Source organism: Coxiella-like endosymbiont of Rhipicephalus sanguineus (genome assembly GCF_018687865.1).
The window spans coordinates 1-15,668 of sequence record NZ_NIQB01000019.1; the positions used below are offsets into that span (position 1 = coordinate 1).

Here is a 15,668-nt window from a genome sequence, read left to right on the forward strand (position 1 = left end):
GTTTGTTTCCATAATTACTCTCTGTCTAGTATTTAATATTTGTATTTATTTTTACGATGCTCCCGCTCCAAAATCACTACCTCCAGCGTATTAGCAAACGCTGCGGGACCAGTTTTATTTTTGTGCTCCTTGGAAAAGGGATGCCATAATATCGGATATAATAATTCGTTGGTTTTCGGTATTGATACTGATTTTTGGATTTGGTAGAAATATTATTGCGCAAAACGTGCCAACTAAGCTAGCAATTTTAATTGAAATCAAAGGAACCATCAGGAATCAAAGGAACCATCAGGCCCGCCACCGCCACCCAAGATTTTTTTCGCACGTGGTTTAAAAAAAGCACAAGAAGAATAAGCACAAGTTGTTATTCTCCAATTGGATACTCTGGGAGGATTAGCAACAGTCATGCGTGGTATCATCAAGGATATTCTTGCATCTCCCATACCGATTATTGGATATGTACCTACCCGCCCAGTGGCGCTCATGCTGCTAGTCCAGGTACCTAGATTTTATATGCTACCCACATTGCTGCTATGGCGCCCGGAACTAATTTAGGCGTGGCCAACACCCGTGGCTGTAGGCAGCCCTGGTGGTGCTGAACCTCCAAAATAAGAGCAAAAAGATAAAAAAACCGAATCAAAGAAATCGCCCTCTGAATTAAAAGCCGTTAGTGATGCCAGAGTTTATATTCGCAGTCTAGTGCAATTCCGCGGTCGCAACGTGGAGTAGGCAGAAAAAGCAGTGGTCGAGGCCGAAAGTCTTTCTGCTGAAGAAGCACTGAAAATTAATGTTATTAACATTGTAGCACCCAATATTTCAAATTTATTAGAGCAAGTGGATGGAATGAAAACTAATGTGCAAGGTGTATATAATAATTAATACTAAAAATTTTACTAAAAATTTTCGCGTAGAAAAAATAGAGGTTAACTGGTCAGCCCAATTTTTGGCAGTCATTACGGATCCGAGTGTGACCTATATTTTGTTCATGATTGGTCTTTATAAAATATTTTTTAAATTTTTAAGTTCAGGGTTTGTGGTTCGTGGCGTTGTGGAGTAATTTCATTATTGCTGGCTCTTTATGCTTTTCAGTTGCTGCCGATTAATTATGCCGGTTTGGCGTTGATATTATTAGGTTTAGACTTCATCGTTGGAGAAGTGTTTATCTCTAGTTTTGAAATGTTAGGAATGGGTAGGGGAGTTACATTTGTTATCGGTTCTATTATGCTACTAAAAACAAATGGCATAGGGTTTGGAATTCCTATGTACTTAATTATCACATATAGCCATTGTTACACTTAGCTTTTTTCTTTTGGTTTTTAAATCTCGCGTTTCGTTTCCGACGAAGGTCCATCGTTACTGGCCGTGAGATGCTAATAGGGAGATGCGGCGTGGTAAATAAGAGTGATAACCGTATGTGTGGGTACGCATAGATGAGGAAGGATGGCAATGTAAAAGTAATATCCCTATTTAAAGACGCGACGAAGTCATCGTGGAGCGTTTGGAAAGATTAATTTGTTTAGTCAAGCCTCTGGAGAAAAATCAATGATAATAGTCGCAATTGTAATCGTGGCTTTAGTCTTATTGTTATTATTTTCAGCTATATTCAGCTATATTTTTAAAGAATATGAACGGGGAGTCATTTTTACCTTATGGACGTTTTTGGAAAGTCAAAGGACTTGGTTTAATTATTGTAGTGCCTATTATTCAGCAAATTGTGCGTACCCATCTACGAACAGTGGTAATGGATGTCCCGAGTCAAGATGTGATTTCTCGTGACAATGTGTCCGTCCGAGTTAACGTGGTTGTTTATTTTCGAGTGATTAATCCTGAGCGAGCAATCATTCAGCTTAAAAAATATTACGAAGCTACCAGTCAATTAGCACAAACTACGTTGCGTTCAGTATTAGGAGAATACTAATTAGATGAAATTTTAGCGAAACGAGAAAATTAAACAAAGATATTCAGGAAATTCTGGATGGAGAAACCGATGCGTGGGGGATTAGGGTTTCGAATGTAGTAAGCATGTCAATTTAGAAGAAAGTATAGTGCGCCATCGAGCGACAAGCTGAGGCTGAGCAAGAAAGGCCAGAAAAAGTAATTAACATCGAAGGAGAATTCCAAGCTGCACAACGTTTAAAAGAAGCAGCTGAGATTTTAGTCCAATAATCTCAATCTTTACAATTACGTTACATGCAAACCCTAATGGATTTGGCTAGCGATAGGACTTCGACTATTGTTTCAAATACTAATTAATCTTCTAAAAACAATTTAGAAATAATAGATAAATTAAACCTCAGTACATGACAATTTTTTGTTATCTGAAATGGTAATTTTTAAATACTTAGTATCTCTCTAAGTAGTCTTTCCCACTTTCTGCGAAAAGACGCCCTTAATTAAATTAATCTTAAAAAATATAATGTTCAACAAACAGAATTTTAATTCAATTTTTTAAAATCATTCGTTTATTTAAAAAGTATCGTCTGCTAAGATTTTAAATCTAAATTGATAGAGATTTAACGAATTTATAACAATAACTATCTTATACTTCCAAATTGTACCGTATTTACTATCCTACTATATATTTCTAATCTTTTCCCATGATTAAAAGATTGGGTTTCACGCTCCTAAGTTCTGACTGCGTGAGTTATTTTAAGTAAAATTAAATTTGGATTTTTATTTTTAGAAATCAAGCAAGCTCAATATCTTCGCCATACCTGCTACTATGCTAGGGATACTCTTCAATTGCAATTGATGTTAGAATGCTTACGTTCAAATTATTCATTGGAAGTTTGGAATAGCAAAAATTATCAGATTCTTCTGGAAAGTAATGGAGATTACTATTGCCAGCATCGTCTGTGCAAGATGCAGATACATTGATAAAAAAATCAATTTTTATCATTTTGATGGTAGCTTTATAAAAAAAATCAAAGGTTTTAGCTTAATAGAGTTATTAATTGAAAGTTTTCTAGGCACATTGCTTCTATTTGGTTTAGTTAAATTACATTCCAGGTTCCGTAGTTGTATGCGTTGGAAAGCAAATTTAGTAAAATTACAAGAAGAAGGTCAATTTTCTAGTTATTTATTAACTCAGCGTATTCAGGAAGCAGGGAATATTGGTGTGAGTAGGAAGGATTTGCTCGGAAGTAAGATACAATTTAAGGTTACGATACGCAACATTTACCTGATATTCTCTAAGGAAAAACTGCTTCTAACTCTGATATAATGATGCTATGCAAATGTATCCATTATCGAAATAAATGGCAATTTTTAAAAACAGCTACTTTATTGCCGATACCAACCGAAAAGATAAAAAACGTATTTATCAATTATATCGAAAACCCTTGTCGTGTAAGTGGCAGGAGTTAGTTAGTAATATCGACCAATTGAAAATGAGTATGGTACTTTTTTGTTAAAATATAATTCTATAACTCATTATCTTATAGCAGTACAAGTTAAGAATTAGAAAGAAATCAAAAGTGTTAAATTAGTACTGTTATTTTTCTCATTATAAAAGTTCACAAAGGAATGGCACTTCTATGTAACATTACGAGAACTAAATGAAATATAAGTCGCAAGAGGGGATCACTTTAATTAGGGTACTTCTCTTTCTTTTTATAATGAGTCTGTTATTAACAACCTATCTGGAATACATATGATTGAAATTAAGATAAGCAGAAATAAGTATAATAGAATCGTAGCATTTCAATCGACTGAGGTCGGAGCTAATAGCCGGAAGCTACTATCCTCTTAAAAATTGTTTCATTAGCGATTCTGAAGGTTAGAGTACATTATCATGTTTAGTTATTAAACGTCGATGCTTTCGGCAAAAAACTTTATCCGATTTTTGCCACAGAAATATTTTATCATACTAGTGTGAGTTTAATAAGTGAATATGAATATCTGCTAAAAGTTGCAAAACCCATTTGTAAGAAACAGCTAATTGATTGTCGAATTTTCTGGAAAAATATTATGAGCGAAAATTATTAAAATATTTACGAGGATAATCTCATGTTAGAAATAATAAATCGACTCTTGGGTAGTGTTAGTAATCAAGAAAGATGAAGTATTAGATTTTGTTCAGGTACCTCATATTTAATATATTTTTTAGAAATTCTAACGCTGCCTTCATAAGTTTTAGAGTAATCCATTCTTTTAGACAACAATGATTACAGTAATGATCACTAGGCCCTTGTGGAATAAAATTAAACAGACTTTTATTCCATTGATGAAATTGTTCAGGTCAAAAAATATCGGGATCCTTCCATATTCAAGAAAAAAAGGATAGAATCTTCTTACTTCCTAGACAAAAATATCAGAATAATTTTCGCTATCACTGTGTAATCTTGATAAACTATTAGAATATTGTTGAAGAACGTGGGCTACAAGAACAGAAATAGCGATGGTAGGCCTTAGCAAGTTAATTAATTTGACAGCAGAAATTCTTGGATTGAGTAGATGATTATTGAGGTTGCAGTAGTACCCAATAATATAATTGGGGCTTTAAAACAAAACATTCAAAAGACTGCTTCATATTTTTTCAATGACTTTCTTAATTTTTTTATCATTTTTTTAGTGGGAATCTCGCATACCAATATTTGGGACCTATAGAGCCTGCATAATCAAAGAGCGCCATTAATTCTTGCGTCCGTTTGGATACTTCTTTTTTTGGTAAGGGTAAGCTGATCCATGAATAGATAGCTTTAGTTAACAACTTTTGGATTTCTTTATATAATACGATTTTATTTTTTGCCTTCTATTTTAATATCTGATTTTCACATTTGGAAATAAAAATAATCTCTAGCTTTTTAATTTTCTCATCAATCATAATTGATATGAAAATCTGTTTTCCATGCACATGCGCTTTTCTATCAAGGCTTTAGACACCTCCTTCTCCAAATAAGGACTTTTCAATCTAGCGTGGGGTGCTTTGTGGCGTATGAATCTATTATTGTTACAGAATAATTTAGCAGCTTCGCTACCTATCATGCAAATAATGTTGTGAAATAGGATCCGTGTTTTGAATAGGTCAGAAGAATATTTTTGACAACGTTGAGAAATAAATTCGTAAAGACAGATAAAAATGCTAACATGCTATCTAATCTATCTTATGGTATAAGGGGTATTACCACTCCTTGATCATTAAAAAGAATTTATTAAATGCTAGCAGGAATTTTTTTATTTGGCTATTGATTGTTATTGTTTATTTTAGAATTCTTTAAAAGTTTTGAAAAAATTTGTACATTTTGGTTCCAGTTCCATCTAATTCTTTTTTGTTCAAAACTTCAACTACATTTAGAAAAAGTTTTTTTACTTCTTGAGTCGTATGATGTTCTACTTTTTTATTAAGCTTTAAAAATTTATTTTACCATTCTTCAAAATTTTTAGTCTTCTTAAGTTTTTTTAATTATCTTCTCTGCCTTTTTTCTTCCGAAATAAGGTGTTTAACAATTTTTTTAATCTTTTCTATCCTTTTAAGTTCAAGAATAGGATCTAAGTGTTTATCAAACGGTATCTATTTGTTTTCTCGTTCTATTAGGGACAGGAATAGCTGCCTTGATGTCTTGGTTAAATAAGGAAATAATTTTCTCTCCCAAACCGAAAGCTTTAAATGCTGAGGTGTTAGCAGAGTTGGAAGTGGTTAAAGGCTTATTAAAAGCCGATTGGACTGGACAAGATGATCCAAGTGTGTGTCAAAGAGTTTGTTAAAATGCTGGTCCGTGCTTATTTCAAAATTAAAGCGAAATCAGAAAATGAAGTGCGAATTTCGATAAATTCAAATTCAGATGAAATTTATCTATCTATCTATCTATCTATCTATTTTGCCTATTACAACTCAACCTGCTTCTAATTATTAAACTTTCGGTCAAACCCTACTTTTGCTAATAATTGACCTCTTCTTTCCGTACAAGAAAGAGAAAAAGTGGAGAGGATGGAAGAAAGTGACCAATCTCTAAGAAAAGTTTTGGTTAAAATTGGGGGAAGATCCTTGGAGTAGGAAATCACTAAGCTGAACGGTTAATTAGGAAGTCGTGGAATAATGCTCCCCCTCCTAGAGAGAGGAGCAGATTAAATTAACTAGACGTTTCAATGAAAGAGACTTGAGGCAAACTATTGAGGACTACCGTAATCCAAATAACGTGCTGAACGACTTGCTTGCTGACCTCCGATTCACTAATGTATTTACGTGGCATCGATACATAAGCCAGAGCCATTAATAGCAGAAACAGCGAAATAATAGAGTTCAAAGTCTTTTTTGTCTACTCCGGGATGGGCGATAATATTCATCTGTAAATTAGCCGGCATTCGTTGATATTCCTTGTCCTTGACTAAATGAGTAAAGCGGTAATAAATATTATTCATTGCCATAATACTCGCCCCGTGCCTTTAATCGTGTTAGTCATTGATTCGGTTAATTTTGCTTCTGCCTGGTTAAAGAGTGTTTTCATAAAGGATACATTTTGGGTAGTAAAAGCAACTGTCAAAGCAATTCTTAAGATTTTTTGGCGGGTTAATTTGCTGTTAGAGGATTCATTTAGAACTTGCGATAAATTTAATTTTAAATCTCTCGAATATTCAGGTAATTTATCTTTATATTCTTTTAATATCGTTATTTTCCTAATTAGAAATATTTATCGTATTTTCGCCTTTTTGCCAATTGCAGGGGTATAATTCCTTAGTTTATAAAACATCAAGTACCTGTTAGAACTTCATGTGGATTACGCCCTACATTATTTAAATCATTGACCATAATAAACCGAACGGTTTGTTTAGGATCAACAATAAATGTGGTCCGCTCTGCAGCACCTTCATTTTTATTCAGAATTCCCAATTTTCGCGACAGATTGTGTTGAATATTAGAGAGCATTGGGAAAGGTAATTCTCAAAGTTCTTCTTTTTTACGACGCCACACCAAATGCACGTATTCGGAATCCGTACTAATATCTAGAACTTGTGAATCGCGATCAGTAAATTCGCCATGTAATAGTCCAAATTTGGCGATTTCAGTAGAGCAAAAAAAGTGAAATCTTTAGACCAGAAAAATATTACGAGCCATTTGTTCAGGTAACTTTTTTCGTTGACCTTAATGAAGGCCTTATTGATGTTATTGCTAATAACACCAGTTAACGAAAAGTTAGGGAATTTTTTTACTAATCTTAATCATGTTTTTTTCTACTCAATGTTCGTTTTTGAGTTTATTTTAGTTGGGAGCAGATAAACAAAATCGATTGTTTTTATAAAGTTGATAAGCAAAAATTATGAGCGAGGAGTGGATGGTAGTTACAATTTCTTTTTTAACAACTCAGTTACTTGATGGGGGTTGACCTTACCCTTGGTAACTTTCATAATTTGGCCGACAAAAAAGGCGAATAATTTAATTTTTCCAGAGTGGTATTGTTCTACTTGCTGAGGATTACTCGTTATAATTTCATCAATGATTTTCTCAAGCTCCCTAGTGTCTGTGATTTTTTTTAGGCCTTGGCGCTCAATAATAGCATCAGCGTTGCCTTTGGTGTTCCACATTGCCTCGAATACTTGTTTTGCCATACTGCCGGATAATGTATTATCGGCGATGCGCCGTAGAAGCCCTCCTAATTGCTCTGCATTAATCGGACTTTCACTAATTTCAAGGTTATTTTTATTTAACGCAGCTGCAAGATCGCCAATGATCCAATTGGCAGCGAGCTTGGGAGAAATAGAGTTATCTATTTTTACTAAAGCCTCAAAATAATTGGCAGTTTCCATATGCTGAGTAAGCAATTTGACGTCATAGCTGCCCAACTGATATTTTTTTGGAACCGGCGACGTTTTTCTTCAGGTAACTCAGGAAGTTCTCTTTTAATCGAATCAATAAATTCTGCAGTAATTTCAACAGAAAGTAGATCGGGGTCCGGAAAATATCGATAGTCGTGGGCTTCTTCTTTAGTGCGCATGGTCCGAGTTTCATCTTGAACTGCATCATAAAGCCGAGTTTCTTGGATAATTTTTTTCCCAGCTTTTAAAAGTTTTTTTTGTCGAGACATCATAAAAAAAAATAGCACGCTCAACGAAACGAAAAGAATTTACATTTTTAATTTCTGTTCGTGTTCCAAATTGTTTTTCTCCCTTTGAGCGTAAAGAGATATTAACATCGCAACGGAAAGCACCTTCCTGAATCTTAGCATCACTTACGCCGATGTAACGGACTAACATATGTAAAGTTTTTAAATAAGCTACTGCTTCTTTAGACGAGCAAATATCAGGCTCAGAAACAATTTCTAATAAGGGGGCGCCTGCACGATTAAAATCGATACCGGAGTAACCTTGTACCCCTTCATGAATGGACTTTCCTGCATCTTCCTCTAAATGCGCACGGGTAATTCGAACGCGTTTAGAACTTCCCTCATCGGTTTCAATATCCAAATGACCACCTTTAATAATAGGTAAATCATATTGACTTATTTGATAACCTTTCGGTAAATCAGGATAAAAATAATTTTTTCGGGAAAAAACAGCATGGTTTACAATGGTGGCTTGAATAGCAAGCCCAAAACGAATTGCCAATTTTATGACTTCTTTATTTAAAACAGGTAAAACGCCGGGCAACCCTAAATCTATTGCACAGGCTTGAGTGTTAGGTTCAGCACCATAAGCTGTAGAGGCACCAGAAAAAATTTTTGATTTTGTGTGTAATTGTACGTGGACTTCTAAACCAATAACGGATTCCCATTCCATCTTAAATTTACCTCAACTCAGGCGGCAATTTTTTATGCCAATCGGTTTCTTGTTGATAACGATGTACCATATTTAATAACTGTGATTCTTCAAAATAATTTCCAATTAATTGGGCCCCAATAGGGAGTTGGTTGATAAATCCTGCCGGAAATGCAATAGCGGGTAATCCTGCGAGGTTGACGGCGATGGTATAAATATCCGACAAATACATTGCGACGAGATCTTTTGTTTTTTCACCTAATTTGAAGGCCGGAGTGGGTGTTGCAGGAGTTAAAATAGCGTGTACCTTCTTAAAAGCTTCGACAAAATCATTTTTGATTAAATGGCGTACTTTTTGTGCTTTTAGGTAGTAAGTATCATAATATCCTGCTGAAAGCACATAAGTGCCTACCATGATTCGGCGCTTAACTTCTGGGCCAAAACCTTCTGTACGGGAGCGTTTATAAAGATCATCGAGGTCGACAGGATTAGCACAACGATATCCATAACGCACCCCGTCGTAGCGCGCCAGGTTGGAAGAACATTCAGCAGGGGCTAACACATAGTAAACCGGTGCGGCGTACTCAGTGTGAGGTAAATTAATGTCTACTAAGGTAGCACCCATTTTTTCGAATTCTTTTTTAACAGTGTCAATAGCTTCTGCTACAGCTGAATCTAAGCCGCCACTAAAACATTCTTTGGGGAGACCGATTTTTAAACCTTTTAAGGATTGGCTCAATGTGGACAAATAATCGGGAGTATCTTTTTTTATGCTAGTCGAATCCCTTTTGTCGTGAGCAGCCATAATATTGAGAAGCAAGGCGGCGTCTTCAGCAGTTTGAGTTAATGGTCCGCCTTGATCTAAGCTTGAAGCAAAAGCAATCATGCCATGACGAGAAACTCGTCCGTAGGTAGGTTTTAATCCGGTGACACCGCATAAGGCGGCGGGTTGGCGGATAGAGCCTCCCGTATCAGTTCCTGTTGCTCCGGGAGTTATTCGAGCTGCTACAGCAGCCGCAGAGCCTCCTGAAGAGCCGCCGGGAATACGGCTGATATCCCACGGATTTCGGACAGGTCCGTAATAACTATTTTCATTAGAAGAACCCATCGCAAATTCATCCATATTGGTTTTACCAATTAAAACAGTTCCTGCTGCCTTCAAACGCTCTACGACTGTAGCATCGTAAGGAGCAATAAAATTGTCTAGCATTTTGGATGCGCAGCTAGTTTTAATTCCTTGGGTGCAGAAAATATCTTTATGGGCAATTGGGATGCCGGTCAGAAGAGTTGCTTCGCCTTTAGTTAAGAGTGCATCGGCTGCTTTAGCTTGTGCTAACGCTTGCTCTTCACTAATAGTGATGAAACAGTTGAATGTGGGATTAAAATTTTTAATCGATCCAAAAAATGTTGCGTAAGTTCCACGCTCGATATTTTCTTAGCCTGCAAATCTTTGCTTAATTCAATTATGGTTTTTCGATGCATGTGTCTATCCGTTATTCTTCATTCTCAATAACCACAGGGACCATATAAAGTCCAGCTTCTACTTGAGGCGCATTTTTTTGAAATAAAGTGCGTTGATTCGATTCTGTGACAATATCTTCCCGAAAAAGTTGCGTTTCACTAGAGGAATGTGCAAGGGGTTCGATATGCGATGTATCTATCTGATTCATTTTGTCCACAAGTTTAAGAATTTCATTTAAATTTTGTCCTAACAATTGATTTTCACTTTCAGAGATATTGAGTTTGGCTAGGTTCGCAATTTTATCAATATCGCTTTTGTTTAAAGTGGACATTATTAACCCTCCTTAAGGGGTGCATTATACAGAAGACGTGGAATGGAAGACAGTCTGAGGATCCATTAGTCATGTCTGACGTCCCTAAGCCTTTCCTCTAGTTGAGTTTTCGGTTAAAGTAAGTTTGCATTTTTTGCAACATCTCAGAGCCAATAGGAAGAGTTTCCATGTTAAAAAAATTGCGTGGTCTAGTTTCGAATGATATTTCAATTGATTTAGGTACCGCTAATACCTTAATTTATGTCGTCGAACAAGGCGGTATTGTTCTGAATGAACCTTCAGTAGTAGCTATTCGAAAAGATGCTCGGGGAGGTCAGGAAAGTGTCGCAGCCGTCGGAGCAGAAGCTAAGCGCATGTTAGGCCGTACTCCAGGCAATATCCTTGCGACTCGTCCTTTGAAGGATGGTGTTATTGCTGATTTCCATGTCACTGAAAAAATGTTGCAGTATTTTATTCATAAAGTTCATAAAACTCGTTTTTTGCGTCCCAGCCCTCGTGTTTTGATTTGTGTACCCTGTGGTTCCACTCAGGTCGAGCGTCGCGCGATTAAAGAATCTGCTTTGGGAGCTGGAGCTCGTGAGGTGTATTTGATTGAGGAACCCATGGCGGCAGCAATGGGTGCTGGCTTACCCGTCGAGGAAGCTAGTGGTTCTATGGTAGTGGATATCGGGGGGGGGACTACTGAGGTAGCGATTATTTCTTTGAGTGGGATTGTCTACGCGGAATCCGTACGCATTGGTGGTGATCGTTTTGATGAGGCTATTATCAATTATGTTCGCCGTAATTATGGAGCATTGATTGGTGAAACTACGGCAGAACGAATTAAACACGAAATTGGCGCCGCATTTCCTAGCAATGAAATTAAAGAAATTGAAGTACGTGGTCGAAATTTAGCAGAAGGTGTGCCTCGAAGCTTTACGCTTACTAATAATGAGATTCTTGAAGCCTTGCAGGAACCACTTTCGGGAATAGTCGGTGCGGTCCGTGGGGCTTTGGAACAAGCGCCGCCCGAGTTGGCTGCGGATATTGCGGAACGGGGGATGGTACTCACAGGCGGTGGAGCTTTGTTAAAGGATATCGATCGACTCTTAATGGAAGAAACAGCTCTATCTGTGGTAATAGCGGAAGATCCACTTACCTGTGTAGCTCGTGGCGGTGGTCGAGCTTTAGAATTGATGCGATCAATGGGTGGAGAATTTCTTTCACGAGATTAATACTTAAAAGGGAATTTTGATAGGGAAAACAAGAGGAAAGTGTCATTAAATTAATTTTTAAACGTTCTTCAATGCCTGGATTGCGTACCCTTATTTGTATGGGTTTATCAATTGTATTGATTCTTTTGGACCAAAAAGCAGGTTTTTTTCAGAAGGTTCGGGCTGATTTGTCCTTAGTTGTGCTTCCTATCCAATATTTAGTGAATGCTCCTATTAAAACAATCCAGTGGATTGCTACGAATATTACCACTCAACAGCAATTAATGGTGGACAATGCTCGCCTGAGGGCCCATGAGTGGTTACTGGAATCAAAATTGCAGAAACTTCTTGTTCTTGAGCGAGAAAATGCCCAGTTACGGGAATTATTAAAATCAACTTCTCGAATGGATGGCTTGCGGTTGCTTGTTGCCCAACTGTTAGCTGTGAATTTAGATCCTAATCTCCAACAAGTTGTGGTTGATAAGGGAACGCAATCACATATTTATGTGGGGCAACCTGTTTTGGATGCTTATGGCATTATTGGGCAAGTAGTTGATGTGAGCCCCTTGACGAGTAATGTTATGTTGATTTCTGATCCTAAGAGTGCTGTTCCTGTCCAAGATTACCGGAATGGTATTCGTGCTATTGCAGTTGGGTTGGGAAGCTCTGGGAAGCTCATGCTGATTAATGTCCTAGATACCAGCGATATCCAAAAAGGTGACCTTTTTATGTCTTCTGGGCTCGGGTTGCGCTATCCAGTAGGTTATCCTGTGGGGGTGGTCTCCGAGTTAACGCATAATCCTGCTAAGCGTTTTGCTACAATTGTTCTTCGGCCATCAGCCATTTAGATCAGTCGCAACAAGTGTTAATGGTTTGGCCGGATAGGGCTTCGTTAAAAAATGGGGTACGAGAAGAGTTAGCATCTTCCTCAGTGAGGCCTAAAGAAAATGGAAAATGATATTTAAACAAAGAATTTTAATTGGACTCACTTTTCTAGTAGGAATGATGCTAACTATCCTGCCTCTTCCTGAATGGGTCGTATGGTACCAACCTGCCTGGGTTTTGATGATTCTTTTATTTTGGATGATTGCTATTCCCTATCGAGTGGGCATTGGCGCCGCTTTCGTAATAGGCCTTTTGCTGGATTTTCTTATGGGAACCATTTTAGGGCAACATGCGCTATTATTTACCTGCCTTGCTTATTTTTTCATTCGTTTTCAAATACCCATCCACAGCTTGCCCGCCTCGCAACAAACGATATTAGTTTTAATCACTATGGCGATATACCTCGCGTTACAATATTGGATTATGGCAATAGTGGACTCTTCTCCATTGACTGGAAAATACTGGTTGTCTCTTGTAAGTACTACGCTTTTATGGCCGTGGTTGCGATTTTTATTAAACGATTACCAACACCGATTTAAATTTGGCTGATGAATGTTAAAATTTTAGTACGCCGTTGTGAAAAATGGTTGTTAATGACGGTGGCAAGTCTTGTAATTCTCTTTGCTGTATTGATTAATATCGCTCGTTTGACAATTCCCGTACTTAACTATAAGCGTGATTTTTTTGAGCGATGGGCGAGTACCGTCTTACATCAACCCGTGCATATTAGCGGTATTAAAGCAATTTGGTATGGACTTGATCCAGCCCTCAGCTTTCAAGATGTGTTTATTACTGACTCTGCTCGTCAGAAATCGCTTTTACGGATCAAACAACTTTCTATCAGTATTGATCTCTTTCATAGCTTATTTTATTGGCGATTATTGCCGAGTTATTTAGTGCTTTCTGGTGCCCAGTTTGATGTTTCTGAAACATCAGCTCGAGAATTGCGTGTGCGGGGGATCACTAATTTCGCTCATAAACATGTGGTGGCTGATTTAGGAGATGTGAAAAATATTCTTTTATGGATATTGAATCAATCCAACGTCATGCTAAAAGCGATTAGCATCAATTATCATACATTACAGGGTAACCTAATTCCTATTAGCAACTTGCGTGTTAATTTAATTAATGGAATTTTACATCATCAAATAGCTGGAGTGGGAAGTTTATTCCAAGAAGTCCCGACGCAATTCCGATTTTTGATTACGACTTCGTCTAATAATATGAGTCTTTATGTCGGAACTAAAAATGTAATTTTTAAACAATGGCTAGATACTTATTTTTTACAGAAATATTTTAAAAATTTGTCGATTGGGTCGGGAGAAGGTGATATACAATTATGGGCAAGGTTTCATAAAGAAACTCTTAAATCATTGCAAAGCTTAATAGCAGGTAATCATATACGATTAATCTTTAATCAGGGTCACATACTATCGCTCGATCACATCTCCGCCAATTTATATTGGAAGCCTTATGTGAATGGCTGGGGATTAGTAGGGAATGACATTTTTCTGCGAACGGGAGAAAAAAATGGCCGGAGCATAATTTCGGTGTCCGTGTAATTTATGAGAATTCAATTCCTGCAATTTTATTCAGAACTAATTATTTTCAATTAAGAGACATTCCCCCCTCGCTGAAAAATAGGATATTGGCTGGAAAAATTTCAGAAACTTTATCAAAAGATTCAACCATCGGGGGAGGTTCATCGTTTCTGTTTGTTTTATTTTCCTGGAAAACAAAAACTTTATTATCATCTAAGAACCGATTTTTCTGCCTTAAGTTTTCAACCTTGGAATAATTTGCCAGGAGGTTCACAATTATCGGGTTCGATAGATATGAATCCTTCAAGAGTAAAGCTCAAATTACAATCAAGCAGTAGCACAATTAAAGTTCCAGGAATTTTTAAGGCGCCCTTAGTATTAAAGCGATTAAATTTCATTACTCAATGGCATCGCTCCTCACTGAGTTGGGATATTGATGTATCGCAAGCCTATTTAAGCAACAATGATTGGCAATGGCAGGGATGGGGGAGCTTATCCTTATCTGAAAATAAATTGCCTTATATTTCATTGCACGGAAAATTCAAAGTAGAAAATATAAATAACATCCAATCTTATTTACCATATCGTTATATGAGTTCTGATTTATCAGCCTGGTTGAATAAAGCATTTGTGGCTGGAAAAATAACTGTGGGCATTGTAGATTTGGAAGGCCCTCTAAAGAAATTTCCTTTCATCCATAAAGAAGGGCATTTTGACATGATTGCTGATGTGAACAGCGTGACATTACATTACCACCCTAAATGGCCAAATATAAAAAATATTCATGGGACAGTTGCTTTTCATAACGATAGTTTGAATATTGTCGCGGATCGCGCAGAAATAATGGGAAATCCTTTAAATCATTTAAAAGCCGCAATAGCTCATTGGGCTAAGCCCATTTTAGTGGTATGTGGTCGGTCGGTTTCTAATCTAACAGACGGCTTTCGATTTCTGCAAGCAACTCCTCTTTTAGTCGCTAAACAAATTAAAGCCATTATTCCAAATAGGCCCTTCAGAGCAAATTTAAATCTCAAAATTCCACTAATTCAGCACGTAGCCAATACAAACGTAGATGGAAGTTTGTTTGTTAATAATGTACAATTGTTTTTAAAAAATTGGGGAATAAAACTTAATCAAGTCACTGGAAATTTTCATTTTATTAATGATTTCGGCCAATCATATTGGAGCTCAATTTTTAGGTTCATCAATCGATTTTTCCATTGCTACTATCAATCCCGGGACGCTCTCGCCAGTGTTGCAGATTGAAATGAGCGGTCAAATCCCGATTGAGGTCTTGCAAAAGCAATTTAATTTTCCAATTTTAGATTATTTATGTGGATCAACTTCCTATCGTGCATTGTTAAAATTACGCACCGATAATGACTCCGTAACCAATAGTTTTTCTCTAGTGACTAATTTAATTGGAGTTAAATCTACGCTCCCTGCTCCCTATGATAAACTGGCGCAAGATTCTGTTTTTCTAAATGCAGTCTTATTTTTCACAATAATAAAATCTCAGCGATTAAAGTCCATTATAGTAATCCTTTAAAAGCCAAAGCAGATAC

9 protein-coding genes and 6 pseudogenes are annotated in these 15,668 nt (G+C 36.8%); 10 read left to right on the forward strand and 5 right to left on the reverse strand.

The genetic code is table 11. The features are described 5' to 3' along the window. Positions 1-375: 375 nt before the first annotated feature. From B1F79_RS01685 to B1F79_RS01705, 6 genes and pseudogenes are all read left to right on the forward strand, one after another. Complete coding sequence (locus B1F79_RS01685) at positions 376-555, forward strand: hypothetical protein (protein WP_251365740.1); 180 nt, start codon at positions 376-378, stop codon at positions 553-555. A 186-nt stretch (positions 556-741) separates the two neighbouring features. Continuing rightward, the gene (locus B1F79_RS01690) at positions 742-879 is read left to right on the forward strand and encodes a Clp protease/crotonase-like domain-containing protein (RefSeq protein ID WP_251365741.1); all 138 of its coding nucleotides are present in this window, start codon (positions 742-744) and stop codon (positions 877-879) included. 210 nt (positions 880-1,089) lie between these two features. After that, on the forward strand, positions 1,090-1,299 hold the full coding sequence (locus B1F79_RS07165; RefSeq protein WP_443652028.1) for a hypothetical protein: 210 nt from the start codon (positions 1,090-1,092) through the stop codon (positions 1,297-1,299). A gap of 243 nt (positions 1,300-1,542) precedes the next feature. Beyond that, positions 1,543-2,253 (forward strand): annotated as a pseudogene (locus B1F79_RS01695) (SPFH domain-containing protein). 574 nt (positions 2,254-2,827) lie between these two features. Beyond that, positions 2,828-3,223 (forward strand): hypothetical protein, encoded by a 396-nt coding sequence (locus B1F79_RS01700; RefSeq protein ID WP_251365742.1) that lies wholly within the window; start codon positions 2,828-2,830, stop codon positions 3,221-3,223. Between the two features lie 2,333 nt (positions 3,224-5,556). Next, positions 5,557-5,706 carry a hypothetical protein gene (locus B1F79_RS01705; RefSeq protein WP_251365743.1) on the forward strand — a complete coding sequence of 50 codons (150 nt, stop codon included), beginning with the start codon at positions 5,557-5,559 and terminating at the stop codon, positions 5,704-5,706. 474 nt (positions 5,707-6,180) lie between these two features. On the opposite strand, the gene B1F79_RS01710 is transcribed toward B1F79_RS01705, so the two are convergent. From B1F79_RS01710 to gatC, 5 genes and pseudogenes are all read right to left on the reverse strand, one after another. Beyond that, complete coding sequence (locus B1F79_RS01710) at positions 6,181-6,360, reverse strand: carboxymuconolactone decarboxylase family protein (protein WP_251365744.1); 180 nt, start codon at positions 6,358-6,360, stop codon at positions 6,181-6,183. Positions 6,361-6,688: 328 nt separating this feature from the next. After that, positions 6,689-7,113, reverse strand: a pseudogene (locus B1F79_RS06780) (redoxin domain-containing protein). 165 nt (positions 7,114-7,278) lie between these two features. Next, positions 7,279-8,712, reverse strand: a pseudogene (gene gatB, locus B1F79_RS01725) (Asp-tRNA(Asn)/Glu-tRNA(Gln) amidotransferase subunit GatB). A gap of 7 nt (positions 8,713-8,719) precedes the next feature. Next, positions 8,720-10,173, reverse strand: a pseudogene (gene gatA, locus B1F79_RS01730) (Asp-tRNA(Asn)/Glu-tRNA(Gln) amidotransferase subunit GatA). A gap of 11 nt (positions 10,174-10,184) precedes the next feature. Next, positions 10,185-10,484: an Asp-tRNA(Asn)/Glu-tRNA(Gln) amidotransferase subunit GatC gene (gatC, locus tag B1F79_RS01735; RefSeq protein ID WP_251365745.1), complete on the reverse strand. Its 300-nt coding sequence runs from the start codon at positions 10,482-10,484 to the stop codon at positions 10,185-10,187. Positions 10,485-10,651: 167 nt separating this feature from the next. On the opposite strand from gatC, the gene B1F79_RS01740 reads away from it, so the two are divergent. The 4 genes and pseudogenes from B1F79_RS01740 (at position 10,652) to B1F79_RS07170 (ending at position 15,652) form a co-directional block, all read left to right on the forward strand. After that, positions 10,652-11,698 carry a rod shape-determining protein gene (locus tag B1F79_RS01740; protein ID WP_100622707.1) on the forward strand — a complete coding sequence of 349 codons (1,047 nt, stop codon included), beginning with the start codon at positions 10,652-10,654 and terminating at the stop codon, positions 11,696-11,698. 71 nt (positions 11,699-11,769) lie between these two features. Then, positions 11,770-12,635: pseudogene (gene mreC, locus B1F79_RS01745) on the forward strand (rod shape-determining protein MreC). After that, the gene (mreD, locus tag B1F79_RS01750; RefSeq protein ID WP_285896352.1) at positions 12,632-13,111 is read left to right on the forward strand and encodes a rod shape-determining protein MreD; all 480 of its coding nucleotides are present in this window, start codon (positions 12,632-12,634) and stop codon (positions 13,109-13,111) included. Before mreC ends, mreD begins: the two are co-directional and overlap by 4 nt. 44 nt (positions 13,112-13,155) lie before the next feature. After that, positions 13,156-15,652: pseudogene (locus B1F79_RS07170) on the forward strand (YhdP family phospholipid transporter). The last annotated feature ends 16 nt before the right edge of the window (positions 15,653-15,668 follow it).